The 19,873-nt window shown below is 70.6% G+C and carries 22 protein-coding genes and 2 pseudogenes; 13 read left to right on the forward strand and 11 right to left on the reverse strand.

From position 1 onward, the window contains the following. Both DEJ15_RS04915 and DEJ15_RS04920 read left to right on the forward strand, forming a co-directional pair. Positions 1 to 666 (forward strand): arsenate reductase/protein-tyrosine-phosphatase family protein, encoded by a 666-nt coding sequence (locus DEJ15_RS04915; protein ID WP_284175724.1) that lies wholly within the window; start codon positions 1 to 3, stop codon positions 664 to 666. Between the two features lie 96 nt (positions 667 to 762). Then, positions 763 to 1,107: a hypothetical protein gene (locus tag DEJ15_RS04920; protein WP_110823438.1), complete on the forward strand. Its 345-nt coding sequence runs from the start codon at positions 763 to 765 to the stop codon at positions 1,105 to 1,107. 72 nt (positions 1,108 to 1,179) lie between these two features. Here DEJ15_RS04920 and DEJ15_RS04925 read toward each other — a convergent pair whose 3' ends face one another. Further along, a complete protein-coding gene (locus DEJ15_RS04925) occupies positions 1,180 to 2,157 on the reverse strand; it encodes a nuclease-related domain-containing protein (protein WP_110823439.1) in 978 nt (325 codons plus the stop codon). 302 nt (positions 2,158 to 2,459) lie between these two features. Here DEJ15_RS04925 and DEJ15_RS04930 point away from each other — a divergent pair, with 302 nt between their 5' ends. Then, positions 2,460 to 2,681: a hypothetical protein gene (locus DEJ15_RS04930; protein WP_284175725.1), complete on the forward strand. Its 222-nt coding sequence runs from the start codon at positions 2,460 to 2,462 to the stop codon at positions 2,679 to 2,681. A 27-nt stretch (positions 2,682 to 2,708) separates the two neighbouring features. Here the strand turns inward: DEJ15_RS04930 and pip are convergent. The 4 genes and pseudogenes from pip to DEJ15_RS04950 all read right to left on the reverse strand — a co-directional run bounded on the left by pip (position 2,709) and on the right by DEJ15_RS04950 (position 5,533). After that, positions 2,709 to 3,681, reverse strand: a pseudogene (pip, locus tag DEJ15_RS04935) (prolyl aminopeptidase). An 84-nt stretch (positions 3,682 to 3,765) separates the two neighbouring features. After that, positions 3,766 to 4,041 carry a hypothetical protein gene (locus DEJ15_RS04940; protein ID WP_110823442.1) on the reverse strand — a complete coding sequence of 92 codons (276 nt, stop codon included), beginning with the start codon at positions 4,039 to 4,041 and terminating at the stop codon, positions 3,766 to 3,768. A gap of 18 nt (positions 4,042 to 4,059) precedes the next feature. Further along, positions 4,060 to 4,650 (reverse strand): immunity protein CdiI family protein, encoded by a 591-nt coding sequence (locus DEJ15_RS04945; RefSeq protein ID WP_284175726.1) that lies wholly within the window; start codon positions 4,648 to 4,650, stop codon positions 4,060 to 4,062. Then, entirely contained in the window at positions 4,544 to 5,533 is a 990-nt protein-coding gene (locus DEJ15_RS04950) for an SDR family NAD(P)-dependent oxidoreductase (RefSeq protein ID WP_284175727.1), read from the reverse strand. The genes DEJ15_RS04945 and DEJ15_RS04950 overlap by 107 nt, the downstream gene beginning before the upstream one ends. Before the next feature lie 110 nt (positions 5,534 to 5,643). On the opposite strand from DEJ15_RS04950, the gene DEJ15_RS17790 reads away from it, so the two are divergent. Together DEJ15_RS17790 and DEJ15_RS04955 are read left to right on the forward strand one after the other, a co-directional pair. Further along, complete coding sequence (locus DEJ15_RS17790) at positions 5,644 to 5,892, forward strand: helix-turn-helix domain-containing protein (RefSeq protein ID WP_502866150.1); 249 nt, start codon at positions 5,644 to 5,646, stop codon at positions 5,890 to 5,892. 52 nt (positions 5,893 to 5,944) lie between these two features. Then, positions 5,945 to 6,505 (forward strand): MmyB family transcriptional regulator, encoded by a 561-nt coding sequence (locus DEJ15_RS04955; protein ID WP_284175728.1) that lies wholly within the window; start codon positions 5,945 to 5,947, stop codon positions 6,503 to 6,505. Between the two features lie 185 nt (positions 6,506 to 6,690). Here the strand turns inward: DEJ15_RS04955 and DEJ15_RS04960 are convergent, their stop codons facing one another. The 5 genes from DEJ15_RS04960 to DEJ15_RS04985 form a co-directional block, all read right to left on the reverse strand. Continuing rightward, a complete protein-coding gene (locus tag DEJ15_RS04960) occupies positions 6,691 to 7,785 on the reverse strand; it encodes a LamG-like jellyroll fold domain-containing protein (protein WP_502866187.1) in 1,095 nt (364 codons plus the stop codon). Between the two features lie 40 nt (positions 7,786 to 7,825). Next, the gene (locus DEJ15_RS04970) at positions 7,826 to 9,064 is read right to left on the reverse strand and encodes a metallophosphoesterase family protein (protein ID WP_284175731.1); all 1,239 of its coding nucleotides are present in this window, start codon (positions 9,062 to 9,064) and stop codon (positions 7,826 to 7,828) included. A gap of 910 nt (positions 9,065 to 9,974) precedes the next feature. Further along, on the reverse strand, positions 9,975 to 10,511 hold the full coding sequence (locus DEJ15_RS04975) for an AAA family ATPase (protein ID WP_220032673.1): 537 nt from the start codon (positions 10,509 to 10,511) through the stop codon (positions 9,975 to 9,977). A 149-nt stretch (positions 10,512 to 10,660) separates the two neighbouring features. Continuing rightward, positions 10,661 to 11,101 (reverse strand): GNAT family N-acetyltransferase, encoded by a 441-nt coding sequence (locus DEJ15_RS04980; protein ID WP_284175732.1) that lies wholly within the window; start codon positions 11,099 to 11,101, stop codon positions 10,661 to 10,663. 66 nt (positions 11,102 to 11,167) lie between these two features. Then, positions 11,168 to 11,425, reverse strand: a complete 258-nt coding sequence (locus DEJ15_RS04985; protein WP_146232792.1) for a hypothetical protein — start codon at positions 11,423 to 11,425, stop codon at positions 11,168 to 11,170. Between the two features lie 86 nt (positions 11,426 to 11,511). Here DEJ15_RS04985 and DEJ15_RS04990 point away from each other — a divergent pair, with 86 nt between their 5' ends. From DEJ15_RS04990 to DEJ15_RS05000, 3 genes are all read left to right on the forward strand, one after another. Next, positions 11,512 to 12,096 (forward strand): P-loop nucleotide/nucleoside kinase family protein, encoded by a 585-nt coding sequence (locus DEJ15_RS04990; RefSeq protein ID WP_110823447.1) that lies wholly within the window; start codon positions 11,512 to 11,514, stop codon positions 12,094 to 12,096. Then, positions 12,096 to 12,533 (forward strand): GNAT family N-acetyltransferase, encoded by a 438-nt coding sequence (locus DEJ15_RS04995; protein WP_110823448.1) that lies wholly within the window; start codon positions 12,096 to 12,098, stop codon positions 12,531 to 12,533. The genes DEJ15_RS04990 and DEJ15_RS04995 overlap by 1 nt, the downstream gene beginning before the upstream one ends. Before the next feature lie 111 nt (positions 12,534 to 12,644). Then, positions 12,645 to 13,178 (forward strand): hypothetical protein, encoded by a 534-nt coding sequence (locus DEJ15_RS05000; protein ID WP_110823449.1) that lies wholly within the window; start codon positions 12,645 to 12,647, stop codon positions 13,176 to 13,178. Between the two features lie 356 nt (positions 13,179 to 13,534). Here DEJ15_RS05000 and DEJ15_RS05005 read toward each other — a convergent pair whose 3' ends face one another. After that, entirely contained in the window at positions 13,535 to 13,948 is a 414-nt protein-coding gene (locus DEJ15_RS05005) for a hypothetical protein (RefSeq protein WP_110823451.1), read from the reverse strand. 172 nt (positions 13,949 to 14,120) lie between these two features. Here DEJ15_RS05005 and DEJ15_RS05010 point away from each other — a divergent pair. The 5 genes and pseudogenes from DEJ15_RS05010 (at position 14,121) to DEJ15_RS05030 (ending at position 19,862) form a co-directional block, all read left to right on the forward strand. Beyond that, positions 14,121 to 14,610: pseudogene (locus DEJ15_RS05010) on the forward strand (SRPBCC family protein). A 257-nt stretch (positions 14,611 to 14,867) separates the two neighbouring features. Continuing rightward, positions 14,868 to 15,680, forward strand: a complete 813-nt coding sequence (locus DEJ15_RS05015; protein ID WP_284176295.1) for a CPBP family intramembrane glutamic endopeptidase — start codon at positions 14,868 to 14,870, stop codon at positions 15,678 to 15,680. Positions 15,681 to 16,151: 471 nt separating this feature from the next. Next, positions 16,152 to 16,988 (forward strand): sensor histidine kinase, encoded by an 837-nt coding sequence (locus tag DEJ15_RS05020; RefSeq protein ID WP_284175733.1) that lies wholly within the window; start codon positions 16,152 to 16,154, stop codon positions 16,986 to 16,988. Positions 16,989 to 17,049: 61 nt separating this feature from the next. After that, on the forward strand, positions 17,050 to 17,724 hold the full coding sequence (locus DEJ15_RS05025; RefSeq protein WP_110823455.1) for a response regulator: 675 nt from the start codon (positions 17,050 to 17,052) through the stop codon (positions 17,722 to 17,724). Positions 17,725 to 17,831: 107 nt separating this feature from the next. Then, on the forward strand, positions 17,832 to 19,862 hold the full coding sequence (locus tag DEJ15_RS05030) for a potassium transporter Kup (RefSeq protein WP_110823456.1): 2,031 nt from the start codon (positions 17,832 to 17,834) through the stop codon (positions 19,860 to 19,862). Positions 19,863 to 19,873 lie beyond the last annotated feature (11 nt).

The following is a 19,873-nucleotide window of genomic DNA, read 5'->3' on the forward strand; positions in this document are numbered from 1 at the left end:
GTGCGGATCCTCTTCGTCTGCAGCGGCAACATCTGCCGCTCACCGCTCGGCGCCCAGGTGCTGCAGGCGCGTCTCGGGCCGGCCGCGTCGGTGCACGTCGTCGAGTCGGCCGGCACCATCGCGGACGACGGCGCCGTCATGGACGGTGCGGCTGCGGCCCAGTCGGTGCGCCTCGGTGGCGTCACCGAGGCGCACCGGTCCCGCTACCTGACCGAGCAGATCGCCGCGTCCGCCGACCTCGTGCTCACCGCCGAGCGCTCGCACCGGTCCGCGGTCGTGCAGCTCGCACCCCGTGCGGCGAAGCGGGCGTTCACGATCAAGCAGTTCGCTCGGGTGCTCGACGGCCTCGAGCCGGGGGGACCTCGCCGACGTGCACTCGCCGGAGGCCCTGGTCGAACGGGTCGCGCGCCTCCGCGGTGCCGTCCCGCCGCCGTCCGACCCGGCGGACGACGACGTCGACGACCCCTACCGTCGCTCGGAGGCCACGCACGTGCGGGTCGCCGACGAGATCGACGCCGCTCTGGCCACGATCGCCGACGCCCTCCGCGCCGTCTCCTGAGGCCGGATCGTCCGGAACGCGAGTACCCCGTTGCACCCCGTTGTACCCCGATCGGCGGATGGCGAAGCCCGTCGTTCCGGGGATCACGGATGAACATCCGGGGCTGAACCCGTGAATCGGCGGGCTCCGCTGTCGATCGGCACGCTCGGTGTCGTAGCGTTCAGGTACCGCAGCACGTACCCCGAACACGACAGGAGAGCGCGATGAACACGACCATCAACCGGACCGCCGCCGGGACCGACGTCACCCTCGACACCGACACCGTCGACATCGTCGCCGTCCTCGAGGCACAGGCCGCCACCAGCGCCCGTGCCGCGCGGGCCAAGCTCACCTGGACGCTCGAGGGCGACGACGAGTGGATCGCCAACTACGGCGGCTACTTCGGCGGCTACTTCGGCGGCTCCGTCGACAAGCGCGATGGCCGCTACGTCGCCTCGGACACCTTCGGCCTGGTCGTCGGCGACTTCGCATCGCTCGAGGACGCGCAGACCGCCCTCGCCGGTCACCTGCACGTCATGCTCCCGTCGGTCATCCGCCCGGTCGCGTAGCAGCCTCCCGCCGTACGACGACGCCCCGCTGGTACAGACCAGCGGGCGTCGTCGCGTCCGGAGGGGGGCGCGTCAGTCCGGCAGGCGGTAGTTCCCGACCGTGATCGCGTGGGCACCCTGCCCGGCGAGGACCCGCACGACCGCGTCGGCACGGGTGCGGTTCGGCACCGAGTCCTTCGCCGCCCAAGCCGCGAGCGCGGCCTGCAGCTCGTGGTCGTTCGTCACGACGCTCGTGGTGACGGTGCCGCTCCGGTCCTCCGCCTGCACGAAGGCAGTGGCCGACGGCGACGAGTAGAACACGCACGTGTCGAACCAGGTGCGGGAGACGCCGGTCCGCTCGTCGACGAAGCGGGCGAGGCGACGGGCCTGCTGTCGGACCTGTTGCGCGGGTGACGCGCCCTTCGCCTGCACCCGGACGCGCCACCAGTTCTCGGCCTCCTCCTCGGCGTTGAGCACCTTCCGGCTCTGCACCTGGACGGCGAACGGCGGGACGAGGGACGACTCGTCGACCAGGTTCCGGAACGCCGGGTGCACCTCGCTCGGTCGTCGCCCGTCGAACACGATGCCGCTCCACCGCTTGCTCTCGATCACCAGACCGCGCCCGGAGTCGGACACCAGCACGTGGTCGACCTGCGCGACGAACTTCCGCCACGACCCCTGCTCGGTCTCCCCGACGGGCACGAACACGACGTTCGTCATGAGCACGCCGTTGACGCCGGCGGCCCGGCAGGCGCGGAGGATCGCCTGTTCGGACGCCTCCTCCCACTTCATGCCGCGGCGCAGGAGCGCCCGGCTCTCCTCGGCCTCCGATGCGGCGTCACGTCGGCGGGCCTCCGCGGCCTCCACCTGTGCGGCGCGGTCCGCCTCGATGCGGGCGGTCTCGTCGCGGTGCTCCGCCTCGCGCTGCGCGAGTTCGTCCCGCCGCGCACGGTCGGCGGCGTCGAGCTCGGAGCGGGTGGAGGCTTGGTGTCGCCGCAGGAGGATCACCAGGACGACCACCACGACGGCGAGCCCCCCGGCGACCGACCACGGCACGAGGTCGCTGGTCATGGACCAACCACACCACGCCGGCAGGCCGGGAGGCGCGTCCTGCGTCGGCGCGTCCTCGGCACCTCCGCCGTCGCTACGGTGGGGGGCATGACGGAGCGGGGTTCGGCGTGGGGGGTTCTGGCTGTGGGTGGTCGGCGGCATCGTCGTCTGCATCGCGGCCGTGGTCCTGCTCGGAGCGTGGTTCCGCATCGCCCCCCGCAGCGACCGCCGGTTGGGCGGTGTTCGCCGTGAACAGCTTCCCGCAGCGACAGCGCCTCGATCCGCGTTCGCCGAGACTGTGGAGTGTCTCTGCCATCGGACTGTTGCTCGCCGTCGGGCTGGCGTTGTTGCTCGGCGCCGTCGGACTCGGCAGCGACGACGAGCGGACGGACAGTCCCGTACCGGGTGCGGTGCTCGGCGGCGTCCTGGTCGCGGCGGGCGCGCTCGGTTTCCTCCTGTTCTGGCTCCGCCAGCGCCGCACGGCCGTCGACGCCGAGGTCGAGCGGTACCGCGCGGCGGAGCGGACGCCCGACGCCTCGGCCTGAGCGTCAGCCCGCCGACCCGTTCCCCGCCTACCGGGTCGCGTCGGCGAAGCGGTCAGTGCTCTCGATCAACGCGTCGAGGATCCCCGGCTCGTCGAACGCGTGGCCGGCGTCGTCGATCATCCGGAACTCCGCCGACGGCAGCGCCCGGTGCAGGTCCCATGCGGTGACGGCCGGCGTGCACATGTCGTAGCGCCCCTGCACGATCACGGTCGGGATGCCCTCGAGCCGGCCGGCGTCACGGATGAGCTGCGCGTCCTCGAACCAGCCGTCGTGCGTGAAGTAGTGGTTCTCGATCCGGGCGAACGCCAGCGCGGTCGTCGGGTCCGCGTACCGGGCGACGAGGTCGGGCCGGGGCAGGAGGGTGATCGACGCCGCCTCCCAGCTCGCCCACGCCACCGCGGCCGGACCGTGCACGGCGGGGTCCGGGTCGGCCAGCAGTCGCTCGTACGCGCGGACGAGTCCGCCGGGCTGCCGCTCCTCGACCGGGACGGGAGCGAGGTACTGCTCCCACAGGTCGGGGAGGACGTTCGCGGCCCCGCCCTCGTAGAACCAGTCGATCTCGCTCGTCCGCAGCGTGAAGATGCCCCGGATGACGAGTTCGGTGACCCGCTCCGGGTGCGTCTCCGCGTAGGCGAGCGCGAGGGCAGACCCCCCACGAGCCGCCGAACACCTGCCACGCGTCGATCGCCAGGTGCTCGCGCAGCCGTTCGATGTCCTCGACGAGGGTCCACGTCGTGTTCGCGGACAGGTCCGTCGCCGGGTCGCCGGCGTGCGGCAGGCTCCGGCCGCAGTTGCGCTGGTCGAACAGCACGATCCGGTAGCGCGCGGGGTCGAAGAGCCGACGGTGCTCGGGCGAGCAGCCGGCACCGGGCCCGCCGTGCAGGAACACGACCGGCTTGCCGTCGGGTGACCCGCACTCCTCCCAGTACACCTGCTGGCCGTCACCGACGTCGAGCAGGCCGGATCGGTTCGGTTCGAGCGGCGGGTAGAGCTGGCGCACGGGGGGTCCTTCCGGCGGAGGGGTGACGGTCGCTGCCACCGTACCGCCGGGCTGTGGTGCGGGCCTCCGCGAGGAGGCGTGCCGTCACCGGAGGCGATCGTTCGACGAGGCGGACGAGCCGGGTCCGCGTCGACGACGGACGACGGCGACGAGGACGCCGACCACGAGCGCGGCCAGGCTGATCGCGGACACCCACAGGCCGGCCTGCAGGCCGCCGAGTATGACGTCCGGCGTGGCGCCGGGCTCGACGCCGGCGTCCTCCTGCATCCGGTAGTCGACACCGCTCGCGACGAGGAACGCGATCATCATGAGCGCGCCGACGCCGGCACCGATCGCTGCCGTCACGATGACCTTCCGCATCTGCTCGATCCTCCTGGGTCAGTCGAACTCGTCGTGCCAGTAGGGCGCCGGGACGCCTCCGGTGAAGACGACCTGTGCGCGCGTCCGGACGTCCGACTGCATGCGTCCTGCCGTTCGGAGTCCGAGGGCACGCGTCTCGGCGTCACCGAACGGCATCGCGACGCGTTCGGTGACGGCGCGCCACGAGACGATCGCCTTCGCCGTTCCCTCGCGGAGGCCAGCGGCCCGCGCTGACATGACCTCGCCGCTCCCGTCGTGGAGGAGAAGGACGTCGGTCCCGGGCTGGTTGCCCGTGAGCACGATGGCCGTCCCCGCTTCGGTCACCATGTCGATGCCGGCACCGGCTCCGCACCAGACGTGCGCGTCGTCACCGAGTTCGAGTTGGACGCGACTCGCCAGAGCGAAGGCGTCGGTGCGATGGGCGTCACGGACCTCTGCAAACGGCCAGGCGAAGTCCGGTTCACCGAGGGAGTCGAAGACGTCGTTCCACGCTCGGAGGTCGTCACGCAGCGAGCGGCTCAGGCCGAGATCCTCGGCGTCGGCGACACCGACGAGCTCGTGCGACCCCTGGTACCAGAGCGGGGAGTCGTCGACCATGTACTCGGCCATGACGAGGACGATGACCTTCACCACGGGCCCAGGGTACGCCGCCGCCTCGACGCGGCCGTCCGGCCGGTCCTGCTCCCGCCGGCGGGAGCAGGACTGGCCAGGTCACTACCAGGGCAAGGTGCCGTCGCGGTCGGTGACGGTCCCGGTGGGGGGTGTCCGCGCCGAGGGTCGCGATCCGGACCGCTGCGTCGGCACCGTCCGCGACGCTGTGGCCGAGGTGACCGGTGAACTCGGTGGCGGTCTGCCCCGGGTCCACCGCGTTGAAGCGCACGTCACGGGTCGTCTTGGCGTACTGCATGGTCAGCATGGTGACTGCCGTCTTGGAGGAGCCGTAGGCCGCGAGCGGGTACTGCGATTCGACACGTTCCGGGTCGTGGATCATCGTGAACGACCCGAGGCCGCTCGTCACGTTGATGACCGACGGCTCCGTGGACCTACGGAGGACCGGGAGGAACGCGTTCGTCACGCGGACGACGCCGAAGACGTTCGTCTCGTAGACGGCACGCAGCTGGTCGACGGTCATGTCCTCGGGCGCGTTGACGTCCCCGAGGATGCCGGCGTTGTTGATCAGGACGTCGAGGTGACCCGCCTGATCCCGGACCGTCGCAGCCGCCGCCACGACGGATGCGTCGTCCGTGACGTCGAGCTGCACGAACGACGCGCCGAGCTCGTCGGCGGCCGGGCGGCCACGATCGGCACTGCGCGCGCCGATCCACACGGTGTGTCCAGCGGCGATCAACCGGCGTGCGGTCTCGTAGCCGATGCCTTTGTTGCCGCCGGTGATGAGGGTGGTCGTCATGGTTCTCCTGTCGGTGTCTGCTCGCCTCGGTGCGAGGGGCAGGAACGGGCGGAGGAGCGTGATGCCGGTCGAGGTCGCGGTCATCGTTCGGTCCTCTCGTGTTGGTGCGGGGACCAGCGTGCGACTCCGCGAGGACCCGAGCCAGGGACAGACGTTCCCAGGCTGTCCGCGCCCGAGGCGCAGAGGATGGACGGGTGTCCGGAGACCAGGGAAGAGCGCTCGGGGATCTCCTCCGAGCGTGGCGGGGACGGCTGAGCCCCGCGGCCGTCGGGATGGAGTCCTCCGGTCGACGCCGGACGGCCGGCCTCCGCCGAGAAGAACTCGCGCAGCTCGCCGGCGTCAGCGTCGATTACGTCACGCGACTCGAACAGGGTCGCTCCCGCACCCCCCTCAGCCCAGGTCGTCCAGTCCCTCGCCCGCGCGCTCCAGCTCGACCGCGGTGAGACCGACCTCTTCCACCGCGCGGCAGGACTGGCACCGCCCCGGAGGGATGCCATGTCCCGGCACATCCCACCCGGTGTGCACCGCCTGCTCGTCCGCATGGCCGATCTGCCGATGGCGGTGTTCGCGGCGGACTGGACGCTGGTGCACTCCACGCCGCTCTGGCGGGCGTTGTTCGGAGCCCCGTCGGTGCTGCGTGACCCCGAGCAGAACCTGGTCGTGCAGACCTTCCTGGACGGGAGCGTCGCCGAGATCGCGACAGCGCACGGCGGCCCGGACGCCTTCGAGCGTGCTCTCGTCGCGGACCTCCGGCGCACGGCCGGGACCCTCGGGGAGGACGCCGACTTCCAGGCGTTCATCCGTCGACTCCGGGACGGGAGCGAACGCTTCGCTGCGTACTGGGACGAAGGCCGTGCGGCGGCGCACCGGTCGCTCGTGAAGACGGTCCACAACCGGATCGTCGGTGACGTCACCCTCGACTGCGACGTCGTCACCGTTCCCGACTCCGACATCAAGCTGGTCGTCTACTCCACGGCGGAGGAGGGCCCCGACGCCGACAAGCTCGACTTCCTGCGCGTCGGAGCCGTCCGAGCAGCGGACGTCGTCGACCGATGACCGACGTGTGACCGGGGCTCATCATCGGATCGTGAACAGACGACGGACGGGTCGTGTCCTGAGCAGCCCGCCCCGTGGTCACCTCCGACGCGACGGACGGGAGGCTCCCCACCGGTCGTGTCCGGCCCCGCCGCTCGCGCGTGGGGCCGTGCCGGCCGGGGGGAGAGCCTCCCGTCGGTTCGTCGCTACTGCTCCGTCGGCGCGACGCGGGGCAGCGCACCCAGCCGTCGGCGGACGAGGACCGCGGTCCCCGCGGCGAGCAGCAGGAGCGCCGTCACGCCGAGCAGGCCGAGGCCGTGGGCGCCCGTGAAGGCGAGGTCGCCCTCCGGAGCGGCTTCGCCGCCGGCGCCCGGACCGTCATCCCCGGGCAGGAGGGCGCCCGGTGCGGGCGTCACCGCTCCGTCGTCACCCGGGCCGTCATCGCCCGGGCCGTCGCCGTCGTCGTCACCGCCGTCGCCGGGAGCCGGCGACGCGGGGTCGGTCGGGGTCGGGCTCGGCGTCGGGGTCGGGTCGACGTCGTCCGGTAGGGCGACCGCGAACGCGACCGCTGCTCCGCTGCGGGTGCCGATCGACTGGACGGCCTCGGCCGAACCGGTCGCCGCGGCACGGACGAGTGCGGCGGTGCGGGCGGTGTCGTCCCCGGCGACGTCGACCGACCAGGTCCCGTCCTCGGCGACCTCGGTGCTGCCGTCGACCGCGCCGGAGAGCGTGACCGTGGCACCCGGGTGGCCGGAGCCCGTGATCGTCGTCGGGACGACCTCGGTGCCCGGCTCGTCGACGGTGAGCGCGTCGAGGTCGGCGCGGGCGGTCAGCCACGACTCAGCGGTGATCGGGTGGTCGACCACGCGGGTCTCGCCGATGCAGCCGTTCCAGCCGTTCGTGGCGGCATCGTCGACCCAGTCGCTGCCGAACAGCCACGGCATGCCGTCCTGCACGGTCTGACCGCCGGTGTCGGTGGCGTTGCGGAGCACCGGGGCGCCGTCGATGTACATCGTGGTGGTGCGGGCGTCGACGTCGTTCACGAGGGCGACGTGCAGCCAGCGGCCGGGGATGATCTCGCCCGACCAGGCCGTGCGGTCACCCTTCGACGGGTCGGCGGTCACCTCGGTCCACTGGAACTCCTTGAGGTTCGAGATGCCGAGTGCTGCGGGCGAGGCCGTCCAGTCCCAGCGGGTCTGCGGGACGCCGATCTGTGAGCGGTTGCCGCTGCGGACGATCGCCTTCGACCAGGAGTTCGCGCCGTCGGTCCACGAGGGGTCGACCTCCAGGAACGTCTCGATCGTGTAGCCCTCCGGGAAGGTGGCCCGGTCGACGGCCGTGTCACCGGGGGGAGGTGAGCGCGCTGAAGCGCTTCGCGGCCTTGTCGGCGTTCGCGAAGCAGAGACCGGCGCCGTCCGAGGAGAGCGGGTGCGACTCGTCGGTGACGGTCACGTCGCCGTCCTGCGCGGTCGGGGAGCCGGACTCGGCGTGGGTCATGCGGGTGAGGTCGGCGTCCCCGACGACGTCGTCCACCGTGGCGCCGGGGGCGAGGGTGCCGGTCTCCTGCTCGCCGGGACGCCACCAGGCCAGGGTGCCGTCGACGATCGTGTGGTCGGCGCGGCCGCCCGGGAGCTCGGTCGTGACGGAAGGCGCTCCCTCGAAGCCGTCGAGGAGCATCTGCCGTGCGCGTTCGATGAGCGGCGGCTCGTCCGCGGTCCCTGCGCGGAAGTCCGGCGCGAAGCCCGCGAACCGGGTCCGGAAGTCCACCGGCACGCTGTAGCGCTGGTTGGCGGCGTCGAGCAGCGGCTGGTCGTAGGACGTCAGCGTCTCGGACGGCTTCCACGTCACCCACGGCGACGCGGTCTGCATCGCGAGCGTGCCGTTCGTCAGGTCGAACTCCATCAGGCCGAGGTAGCCGTTGCCGCCCTCGTAGTCCATCTGGTGGTCGATGAGGACCTGGGTGACGGCGTGCCCGGCGTCGTTCGTGCGCTCTTTCCACGTGGAGCCGTGGAAGTGCCCGTTCAGCGTGAGGAACACCTGGTCGTTCGGGGCGATGAGCTGCTTCCACAGGCGCTCGCCGTAGGCCGTGTCGACCGCGGTCAGGCCGTCGGTCGCGATGTTGATGACCTCGTGCGAGGTGAGGATCGTCGGCAGCGTCGGGTGGGCCGCGATGACCTGGTTCGCCCACGCGAGCGTCTCGTCGGAGGCCCGCCACGGCAGCGCGAGCGAGAGGAAGCGCTGCCCCTCGGCCTCGAACACGTGGAACTGGCTGAGCCCGGTGCGGTCCGTGCCCGACTCGATGGTCGGCTGACCAGTGGCGCGGGTGGCCGGGAAGGTCCGCAGGTACGGCTCGGCGGCGAGGTCGTACGACGTGTCGTACACGGTGTCCGCGGAGTTCCGGACGTCGTGGTTGCCGGTCGTGATGCTGTACGGCATGTCCGCGTCGTCGAGCACGGACATCGCCCGGTCGGCGGCCTGCCACTCGCCCGCCTGGCCGACCTGGTCGACGACGTCGCCGACGTGGGTGGTGAACGGGATGTGCAACTCGTCGGCGTTGTCGGCGAGCCACTGCGTCTGCACGTGGAACGGGTCGTCGCCGTAGCGGGGGGAGGAACTGCGACGCCGAGTAGCGGGAGTAGAACTGCGTGTCCGGCAGCACCGCGAGGGTGAAGCGGGACGCGAGGTCGGCGGCCGGAGCCGGAGCGGCGGCGGCCGGTGCGGGGGGAGACGATCAGGGCGGGGGAGGCCGACGGTGGCGGCCACCGCCAGGGCGGTGACACCCAGGGCGGTGGTCCTCCGTCGGGAGGCCCGGGGGGAGTGGTCGGTGTGCGGTCACGCGACGATGCTGGTGGCGTCGTCTGTCGCGCTGGTTTCCTGAGTGTGACCACAGTGTGAGCGGGAGGCGACGCGCGGCGCTGTCGCCGCGCGGATGACTTGTCTCCTCAGCACGCAACTCGTCACCGATCCGCGTTCCTCGGTCCTGCCTCAGTCAGCGAACGTCTTCCAACAGCAGCGTGACATGCACGCTTGCTTGTCGTCGGGGTGGACACGGCGTTCGGCAGGGACGTGTTCGAGCGGGACGCGTGCAGCGGTCTGGACCCCGGGCCGGCGTCTGCCGACGGGAAGTGCCGCACCCTTGCTCGGGTACGTGGACGGTGTTGCGTTCAGCGCCCCTTCACCGGGCATTTTCGCGGGACAGTCATACGGGAGTCCCCAGGTCAAGCAGGGCACGGGAAAGTTGTCGTGGTTGTCGCCGCTGGCCTTGTACCGGTGAACGACCGGCTATCGAGACGGGCAATGGCCTTCGCGTACCCTTCGAGTCGAGCGCGCACCTGCGCGCTTGACGAGAGGACACCGTGGTTGCTGCGTTCACTGGCATTGGATTCGAACCGATCCCGACGGCGATCGTCGCCGTACTGGCTGCTGTGATCGTCGTCAGCGCCATCATCAGGAGGCGCCGCCGCTGAGCGGTGCCTCACTGGCCGATCCTTCAGTGAGACGTAGCAGTTTCGAGGCCGAAGCTGGCGGCAATGAACTCGGCGGTCGTCTCTGCGGTGAGCTCGCTGGTGTCGAGCCACCAGCCGCGGTCGCCGAAGTCGCGACGCATCGACTGGTCGAGTTGGTCGTACCCGTCGAAGGTGAACCGCTCGTTCGCTTCCCTGCCCGCGTTGCGTTCCCTGCATGTTCCTGTGGTCGGAGCGAGAACAACGAGCGATGAAGGATCCAAGGAGAGATGCTCGAGGAGCCGGTTGAGGTGTGCACCGTCCGGGATGACGCAGTCGATGACGGTGACGAAGCCAGCGTCGGTGAAGTTCTGGGCAAGTGCAGCGAGGTTGCGGTAGCTGAGCTCGACCTGGCGGGCGGCTTCGACAGCGGGCTGACCAAGTGGCCATACGGCTCCGGCGATGATCATTGCGTTTAGGTCGTCGGCTGCGATCCGCGCGGCGCGTGGCAGTTTCGCTGCGAGGAGGCGACTCACGGTGGATTTGCCGGCGCCAGGCATTCCGGTCAGGATCACTGTCTCCACGGAGCAATCTGACCACATCTGTAGTCACCGGCTCTCGGGCGGTCTTCCAGCCGTCAGCGTGATTCCCTCGACCCAGAAGTCGCGGTTGTCCGGTAGCCGATCGGCTACCGAGACAGGGACGAGCAGGATCTGCACCGATAGCCGATCGGCTACCGAGACAGGTCGGTGAGGGTGCGCGACCATGCGACTTCAGTGCCAAGCTGACCGGTTCCGACGAACAGGCGTACCTGTTGCGTCTCGGGTAGCACGGCCGCCAGGCGTTCTCGGTCGGCGTTGGTGAAGCCGAGCTTCTGCCAGAACGGCCCCGACCGTCGCGAGAACAGCCACGCGCACGATGCCCCAGCCTGTGCCGCTTGTTCGAGTGCGAACATGGCGAGGCGCGAGCCGGCACCGGCCGCACGACGGTCGGGCGCGACGGCGACGCTCCGGATCAGCGCGTGGGTGCCGTCCCGGCTCAGCTCGAAGCCGGTGCTGCCGATCACTGTCCCGGCTTCGTCCTGTTCGATCCAGAGGTGAACGGTCGGCTCGTCAAGACCGGCAAGGGTGAGGTCGGCGTCCCGTAGGAAAGCACGAAGGGGGGTCGACGTCATGCTCGGTCACGGTGTGGAACGTCACGCGCTCATCGTTCCAGCACTCGGCGTCCGGTGGCCGATCGGCTATCGACACGAGTCGTCGCCCTTCGTGCTTCGCGCTCTGAAAAGCCCTTCCACGACCCAGCAGCCGACGCCGACCGCGATCAAGACGATGACGATCCACACCGGTGTCGGTTGATCAGTCGCCGCGGTGCCCGCGAACAGACTGGTGCCGAGCAGCACGAAGAACAGGCCCGCTCCACCGACGAGTGCAGCTCGCACCTTGAAGCGGCCTGCACCTTCTGGTCGAGGGAGGCCGAGGGAGTCGAATTCGTGCCGCATGCCGCGGAGCATACGGCTCTCCCGTTACGGACCCGTGGCTGCCGGAACCGATAGACAAGGAGCTACGGCCAACGAAGGAGTTGTCGATGCTGGTTCAGGTTTGTGGTCTTCCCGGTGCAGGGAAGTCGACGCTGTCTGCTGCGATCGCGGAATTGACGCCCTCGCTGACGCTTCGCGTTGATGCGATCGAAGGCGCAATGTGGAAGTACCAGATCCCGCGCGAGCAGTCCGGAATCGCCGCTTACTCGATCATGCATGCCATCGCGGTACCAAATCTGCGGCGCGGACAGGTGGTCATCGCCGACGCGGTGAGTGGCGTTGAACCTGCTCGGGCTGGATGGACGTCGACAGCGGAAGCCGCTGGCGTACCGCTGCGCGCGATCGAGGTCGAGTGTCCGGACGTCGATGAACACCGTCGCCGCGTGGAACAGCGTGCGAACGACCTGCCAGGGTTCACGTTGCCGACGTGGGACGAGGTGCAGCGCACCGCCGACGGGTACGAGCCCCGCACGGACGATCGGCTCGTCATCGACAGCACCCGCCCTCTCGAAGAGACCGTCCGCCAGGCCCTTCACTACCTCGGACTCCACGCCCGCTATGGGATCGGAGATCGAGACGACAACCCGTTCGGGCTCACAGTCCCGGCTGAAGGCTTCGCTAATCTCGTCTGATGGGGATCACCGTTCGACCAGCCACCGAAGCCGATCACGATTGGCTCTTCCAACTGCACGAGGACGCGCACAAAGAACTGGTCGAAGCCGCCTACGGCCCTTGGGACCCAGAGCAACAGGGGCGCTTCTTCGCTCCGTTGGTCGGTGACCACGACGTGCACGTCATTGAGCAGGATGCGAAACCAGTCGGAGGCCTGTATCTCGGTGCCCGCGGAAACGACCTTTGGCTTGAACTCATCGAGGTGCGCCCTGAGTGTCAGAACGAGGGCATCGGATCGGCCGGTCTCAGATGGGTTCTGGAAGAGGCTGCGAAGGCGCACCGCGGGACGTTGCTGCAGGTGCACAAGATGAACACATCGGCCCGCCGCTTGTACGAGCGGCTCGGCTTCGTCCGCTTTGAGGACACAGAGACTCACCACCTGCTTCGACACGCGTGATGCCGACGTCCCGCTGAGGGAACCGCGAATGGGACGCGGGCACGCTCGATCGGGTTGACTGAGCACATGCTTGAAGTGAGGACGCGAGCGGCGCGCTCGACGGCCAGTTGGATGGTCGCGAAGCCCCTCGAAGAGACGCATGGTCTGTTCGTGCGAGTCGCCACGTCGACGCAGCGCGCAAGGATCATGTCGTCCGCGGATGCCCGCGTCGAACTTGGCGTACGCGGGAACCTGTACTCCTGGGGTGAGGTCATCACCATTGACCTCACACCGACGACCGGCGGGACAAGCGTTACTGCTCGATCGCGTCCAACCGTGCCGACGACGCTGTTCGACTGGGGCGAAGGTGCCCGCGACATCCGCGCGTTGCACGACGCGGTCGGCCATGCGAGCGACACCGGCGACGGTGAGACCGGAATCGCCGCGGCGGCGGCCAACGTCGGGCAGCTCTCTCCGTGGCCGAAACCCATTGCCTGGTTCTCAGCTGTCACTGGTGCTCTCATGCTCCTGCTCGCGCTGGTCAACCTTGTGATCAATACCGCCAGCATCGGGTCATGGTTGCCGCTGCTGATCCTCGGGCCGTTCACGCTCGTGTATGCCATACGTAGCCTGCGAGCCGATGACCGCTGGTCTCGTATTCAATGAAGCCGCGAGGCGTCCGGCAGAGGACCGGCTACCGGGAAGGAGGAGTGCCCATACCCAGGGCTGTCGTCACGTTCCGCAAGCAAAGGCCTCTGCACTGCAGCAGTGGCGAAGAGGATTAGCCCGGAGACGGGTCGACGGCTGTTCGCGGTCCTCGGCTTCGTCGGGCTTGTTGTTTTCTTGGCCGCCGTCGTACTGATCGCTCTCGATCCTTCTCGGCCAGCTCCGTACTTCACCGCCGTCAGCGGGCTCTGCGTGATGATCTCCGCCGTCATCGTATTCGGCGCGAATCGCAGGCCTTCAAAGCGCTGACAAGCAGAGCAGACGGTTCTCAGTCGCTCGTCCCGCTGAAGGATCGGCTACCGGGCGTCTGCTGCCCCGTGGTGATCGGACTCGTCGTCCCGGATGTCTGCTCTTGGTCGTCGGAGAACGAGACCTGCGCATCCCGCGGCCAGGGAAGCGCAGACGGCTGCCGCCGGCAGGACGAGTTGCCAACCGCCCACCGTCAAGAGCAGACCGCCGACAGCGGCAGCGACGAACGCCAGTACACCCACAATGACCGATGCGCGGCGGACCGGATGCGCCACGAGTTCGTCTTCCGCGCGGTTCCTCACGATCACTCCGACCCGCGCGACGGTAGCGGCCACCACGACTCCCAACGGGATCGCGACCTGTGAGGCGACAGCCACCGATTCCCAGTCCACGGAGCTGTACCTGATCGTCCCGAGACTGAACATCCCGACGGCGAAGACCGCGCCGGCGAGGACGACCACAGCAGGGAACGCAACTCGGCGCGGACAACTCATCGCCGACTCGTCCCGAGATGCCACCATGCCGCCAGGGTGGATCGCGGCGCGCGGAGATGCCGCCACTGGACGGGAGGCGCGGTGCGAGCCCGCCCCGGGCCTCCCGTCCGGCGGTCCCGCCGCGTGCCAGCATGGTCGCATGCCCGTCGTCGAGTCCCGCTGTGTCGTCCCGGTCGACGTGGACGTCGCCTTCGCCGTCTCGCAGACGCAGGGCGAGGTCCGGAAGCGATGGGACCCGTTCATCCGGCGGCAGCACCTCATCGGCGCGACCGTTCCTGGCAAGGGGGTGCGGACGTACACGGTGCAGCGGTTCGGCCTGGCGATGGAGAGCGAGTACGTCTCGTACAACCCGCCCTCGAACGTCGGCATGAAGATGACGAAGGGCTCGTGGTTCTTCGAGCGCATGGGGGGGCGGATGGCGGTTCAGCGCCGCGGAGGGGCAGCCGGGGCACACCCTGGCGGTCTGGCGCTACAACTTCACCTGCAAGCCGAAGTGGCTGGCCCCGCTCGCGGAGCGCATCGGCGTGCTCGTGCTGCAGCGGGACATCGACCGGCGGATCGCGGGCTTCGCGCGGGGCTGCGAGGACCCGGTGGTGCTGGCCGCCGCGGCTCCGGACCGGGGTCGCTGACGGGTGCAGCGGGGCTGCATCCTTTCGATGCAAGTCCCGCACGTGCCTCCCTCCGCCGGTCGTCCCGGCGCGGCGCAGTTCCTAGCGTCGATGTCATGACGAACACCATCGAAGCCCGGTCGCAGACCGGCACCGCTCCGCAGGACCGGCACGGGATCCGCGGCGTCATCGCGCGGCACCCGCTCGGGTCGTTCTTCACCCTCGCACTCGGGCTGAGCTGGCTCGCGTGGGTCCCTTACATCCTGTCGCCGCACGGCATGGGCGTCTGGGACATCCACTTCGCCGAGGTACTCGGCAGCGCGCAGTTCACCGGGGTGCTGCCCGGCGCACTGCTCGGCCCGCTCGGCGGCGCGTTCATCGTGACCGCGGTCGCCGACGGTCGCCCGGGCCTCCGCCGCTGGGTCGGGCGTCTTTTCCGCTGGCGGGTCGCCTGGTACTGGTACGCCCTGGCGCTCGTCGTCGTGCCGGCCCTGATCATCGTGTCGGCGCTGCCGTTCGCGGGCGGGGACGTGCACGCACCGACCGCCCTCGTGTTCGCCGCCGTCGTGCCGGGCCTCGTCATCCAGCTGTTCTCCACCGGTCTGAGCGAGGAGCCGGGCTGGCGCGACTTCGCCCTGCCCCGCCTGCAGCACCGCTTCGGTGGCCTGGGTGCCGCGGCGATCCTCGGCCCGGTGTGGGCGCTGTGGCACATGCCGCTGTACCTCAGCGACTGGGGCGGATGGCCGAACGCGCACTGGAGCGAGCCCGTCGTGTTCGCCCTGTTCACGATCACGTTCAACGTCCTGATGGTGCAGGTCTTCAACAAGACCGGCGAGAGCCTGCCGCTCGCACTGCTGCTGCACGTCGGCGTGAACAACACGATCTCGACGTTCTTCCCCACGATGTACCCGAGCATGACCGCCGGCACGCTGATGATCGGCCTGACGATCATGTCGACCATCACCGCCGTGGTGCTGCTCATCGCCACCCGCGGGCACCTCGGGTACGACCCGGCCCGTCGGGCGCTGCCGATCGACGCCCCGATCCCGGCGGCGGAGCCCCTCGTAGGATCGCAGCATGGCACCCGCTGAGCCGCTCGCGCAGCGCCCCCAGGCCGAGGCCGGGGGGCGCTGCGCCCGCCCGGCGTCCCGCCACCGCCCGCGAGCGCCGCACCGACGTGCTCGTCGCGCTCGGCACCGCCGTGGTCGCCCTCGGTCTGCTGCTCGCCCTGCCGCCGCTCGACGCCGCCGACCCGGACACGATCGGCGAGACCGTCAGCTACCCGGCCGTCGGCAGTGCGCCGTGGACGGTCCTGACCCTCGGGCTCCTCGCCCAGGCGGCCGCCCTGCTCGCCGCCCGCCGGGCACCGCGAACCACGCTCGTCGTCGTGGCGGCGATCCCGGTGCTCGTCGCCGTCCTCGCCCCGCAGGCGTTCGAGCTCTTCGGGCTCACGCCGTTCGCCGTCGCGGTGGCCGTCGTCCTCGCCGCACTCCGCGTCCCGCTCGCACGGCTGTGGCCCGCACTCACCGCAGCGGCCGTGCTGGTCGTGATCGGGGGGAGCGGTGCTGTGGGCCGTGACCTCGGGCGGGTTCCGGGCGAGCTTCGGTCAGGGCCTCACCGGCTCGATCGGCCAGGGCGTCCTGCAGGCGGTCGGCGCCGTCGGCCTGCCGCTGCTCGTCACCCTGGTCGTGCTGTCCCGCCGCGAGGTCCGCGTCGCCCGCACCGCCGAGGCCACCGCGGTCGACCGGGAGCAGGACGCCCTGATCGACGCCGCCGTCTCCCGCGAGCGTGCCGCCATGGCCCGGGAGCTCCACGACATCGCCGCCCACCACCTCTCCGGGATCGCCCTCATGTCCGCCGTCATCGACCGCCAGATCGACACCGACCCCGAGCGCGCCCACGAGGGCGTCCGCCAGGTCCGGGAGCAGAGCACCGCCGTCCTCGAGGACCTCCGCCGCCTGGTCGGCCTGCTCCGCGACGACAGCCCCGCCGAACGGGCCGTCGAGACCGTCGCCGGGGTCGTCGACCTGGTCGAACGGGCACGGTTCCGCAGCGACGTCCGGCTGGACGTCCTGGCCGTCGACCGCGCAGGAGGTGGCCGTCCGCTCGGCGACGGGGTCGGCCCGCTCGCGCAGCTCGCCGCGTACCGCACCGTCCAGGAGGCCCTCGCCAACGCCGCCCTGCACGCTCCGGGTGCGCCGTGCACCGTCACGATCGACGACCGCGCCGACGACCACCTCGTGGTGCGCGTCGAGAACGGGCCGGCCGCCGTGCCGGCGCAGGGCAGCACCCCCCGCGGGTGGCAACGGACTCCGCGGCATGCGCGAGCGGGCGGAACTGGTGGGGGGCGGGCCTCCAGGTCGGTCCGACGGACGACGGCGGGTGGCTGGTCGCACTGACGCTCGGCCGGGAGGCCCGGCCCGAGTCCGACACGACGGCCGCCGACCCGGAGGTGGCGCGGTGATCCGCGTGCTCGTCGCCGACGACCAGCCACTCGTCCGGGCCGGCGTCTCGGCGCTCCTCGACGCCGAGCCGGACATCGAGGTCGTCGGGGTCGCCGCCGACGGCGGCGAAGCACTCGCGCTCGCCCGCAGCACGCGGCCCGACGTCGCGGTCCTCGACATCCGGATGCCGGTCCGGAACGGCATCGAGGTCGCCCGCGAACTCTGCCGACCGGATGCCGACCCCGCGGTGCCCGTCCTCATGCTCACGACCTTCGACATGGACGACCTGGTGTTCGGTGCCCTCGAGGCCGGTGCGTCCGGGTTCCTGCTCAAGGACGCCGAACCGGACACGATCATCGGCGCCGTCCGTCAGGTGGCCGCGGGCAACGGCACCCTCGACCAGGCCCTGACCCGGCGAGTGCTCCGTGAGTTCACCTCGCGCCGGAGCCTGCAGCCGGTGACGGGCGACCGGGTCGACGGGGTGCTGACCGCCCGGGAGCGGGACGTGCTGCTGCTCCTGGCGCAGGGGATGTCGAACGAGGAGATCGCGGCGGAGCTCGTCGTCGAGGTCTCCACCGTCAAGTCCCACCTGGCGCGCATGCTGCCCAAGCTCGGGGTCCGGTCACGCCTGCAGGCCGTGGTCTGGGCGTACCAGAACCGCATCGTCACGGTGCCGGACCAGGACGCCTGAGCAGCCGTTCGACGCTGCGTCAGGTGCGCCTGGTGCTCTGCTGTCACTCCGCGGGTGCATGATGGGCGCGGCCGTCGCCCGCACGGCCGCGAACTGGAGCCCCCGCCGTGACCGAGACCCGCGCGTCGTCGCAGTCGTCCGACCAGCCGTCGGCTGCGCGTGACGCCCAGCCCGGAGACGCCGGTCCCGGCGACGACGCCACGCACCCCGCGACGGCCAGGCAGCAGCCCGCCGGCCGGGAGGCCCGTGGGCACCATGGCAAGGCAGCCCTGGCCCTCGCCGCGCTCGGTGTGGTCTTCGGGGACATCGGCACGAGCGTCCTCTACTCGATGCGCACGGTGTTCTCGGTCGACGGCGGGATCGTCCGGCCGGTCCCGGAGGACGTCTACGGCGTCATCTCGCTGCTCGTCTGGTCGATCACGATCGTCGTGTCGATCAAGTACGTACTCGTGCTCATGCGGGTCGACAACCACGGCGAGGGCGGGGTGATGGCGCTCGCCGCACTCGCCCGACGTCTGCACGCGCACCGCCCGCGCGGGACCACCGTGTTCCTGGTCATCGGGATCGTCGGGGTCGCCCTGTTCTACGGCGACTCCGTGATCACACCGGCCGTCTCCGTGCTGTCGGCAGTGGAGGGCCTGGGCACCGCGGCTCCGTCGGTCGAGCACCTCGTCGTGCCGATCGCGGCCGTCATCCTCGTCGGGCTGTTCGTCGTCCAGCGGTTCGGCACCGCCAAGGTCGGTGCCTCGTTCGGACCCGTGATGCTGCTCTGGTTCGTCGTCATCGCCGTCGCCGGCATCCCGCACATCGTCGAGCACCCCGGCGTCCTGCAGGGGCTGTCCCCGACCTGGGCGATCGCGTTCCTGTTCGCGCACCCGTTCATCACCTTCATCGCGATGGGCGCGGTCGTCCTCGCGATCACCGGGGCCGAGGCGCTGTACGCCGACATGGGCCACTTCGGACGCATGCCGATCCTCCGCGCCTGGTTCTTCGTGGTGTTCCCCGCGCTCGTCTGCAACTACCTCGGCCAGGCAGCGCTGGTGCTCGAGGACCCGACGGCCACGGAGGACCCGTTCTTCCTGCTGTTCCCGAGCTGGGCGCAGATCCCCGTCGTGATCCTCGCCACCGCGGCCACCGTCATCGCGAGCCAGGCAGTCATCTCCGGCGCGTTCTCGCTCACCCGGCAGGCCGTGCAGCTCGGGCTCCTCCCGCCGCTGACCATCCGCCAGACGTCCAAGCGCGAGGGCGGCCAGGTCTACCTGCCGGCCGTCAACCTGCTGCTCTTCATCGGCGTGATGGCGATCATGCTCGCCTTCCGGTCCTCGGCGGCGCTCGCCACCGCGTACGGGGTGTCCGTCACCGGGGCGCTCGTGGTCGACACACTCCTGCTGCTCGTCGTCGTGAAGCCGCTGTGGCGCTGGGCGACGTGGAAGCTCGTGCTCGTCGCCGTGGTGTTCGGCGGCCTCGAACTCACCTTCCTGGCCGGCAACCTGTCCAAGGTCGTGCACGGCGGGTGGGTGCCGCTGCTCATCGCGCTCGCCGTCGTCACCCTGATGACCACTTGGCACCGCGGGCGCCAGCTCGTGCAGCAGGAGCGGCGGAAGCGCGAGGGGTCCCTCTCGGAGTTCATCGAGACGGTCAACGCCGACCACATCCCGCGGGTCCCGGGCGTCGCCGTGTTCCCGCACCCGAACAAGGAGACGACGCCGCTCGCGCTCCGGGCGAACGTCGAGCACAACGGGGTCGTGCACCAGCGGGTCGTCATCGTGTCCGTGCTCACCGCGAACGTGCCGCACGTGGCGCTGTCCGATGCGTTCAGGCGCGACGAGCTCGGCCACGACGAGGACGGCATCGACCACATCACGATCACCTTCGGGTTCTCCGACGACCAGGACCTGCCCGCGGCGATGCGTGCCGCCTGTGCCGCCGGCGTGCTCGACCTGGCGCAGGAGGACATGTCGGCGGCGTCGTACTTCATCTCCCGCGGTGCGCTCCGGACCGGCTCGGGCAAGGGTGGGATGGTGTCGTGGCGGCGGAAGCTGTTCGTCGCGATGGCCCACAACGCCGCCGACCCGGCTGCACGGTTCGGGCTGCCGCTCCGGCGCACGGTGACGATGGGGAGCGACGTCGAGGTCTGACGCGCCTGCTC

This window comes from Curtobacterium sp. MCJR17_043 (assembly GCF_003224315.2).
Lineage (GTDB): Bacteria > Actinomycetota > Actinomycetes > Actinomycetales > Microbacteriaceae > Curtobacterium.

Coding starts and splice junctions, on each gene's coding strand:
- DEJ15_RS04955 (WP_284175728.1), top strand. CDS start 5,945: ATGTCCCGGCACATCCCACCCGGTGTGCACCGCCTGCTCGTCCGCATG.
- DEJ15_RS04980 (WP_284175732.1), bottom strand. CDS start 11,101: ATGACGTCGACCCCCCTTCGTGCTTTCCTACGGGACGCCGACCTCACC.
- DEJ15_RS04940 (WP_110823442.1), bottom strand. CDS start 4,041: ATGCGGAAGGTCATCGTGACGGCAGCGATCGGTGCCGGCGTCGGCGCG.
- DEJ15_RS05000 (WP_110823449.1), top strand. CDS start 12,645: ATGGTCGCGAAGCCCCTCGAAGAGACGCATGGTCTGTTCGTGCGAGTC.
- DEJ15_RS04995 (WP_110823448.1), top strand. CDS start 12,096: ATGGGGATCACCGTTCGACCAGCCACCGAAGCCGATCACGATTGGCTC.
- DEJ15_RS04950 (WP_284175727.1), bottom strand. CDS start 5,533: ATGACCGCGACCTCGACCGGCATCACGCTCCTCCGCCCGTTCCTGCCC.
- DEJ15_RS04945 (WP_284175726.1), bottom strand. CDS start 4,650: ATGGCCGAGTACATGGTCGACGACTCCCCGCTCTGGTACCAGGGGTCG.
- DEJ15_RS04985 (WP_146232792.1), bottom strand. CDS start 11,425: ATGCGGCACGAATTCGACTCCCTCGGCCTCCCTCGACCAGAAGGTGCA.
- DEJ15_RS04920 (WP_110823438.1), top strand. CDS start 763: ATGAACACGACCATCAACCGGACCGCCGCCGGGACCGACGTCACCCTC.
- DEJ15_RS05015 (WP_284176295.1), top strand. CDS start 14,868: ATGGGCGTCTGGGACATCCACTTCGCCGAGGTACTCGGCAGCGCGCAG.
- DEJ15_RS04990 (WP_110823447.1), top strand. CDS start 11,512: ATGCTGGTTCAGGTTTGTGGTCTTCCCGGTGCAGGGAAGTCGACGCTG.
- DEJ15_RS04925 (WP_110823439.1), bottom strand. CDS start 2,157: ATGACCAGCGACCTCGTGCCGTGGTCGGTCGCCGGGGGGCTCGCCGTC.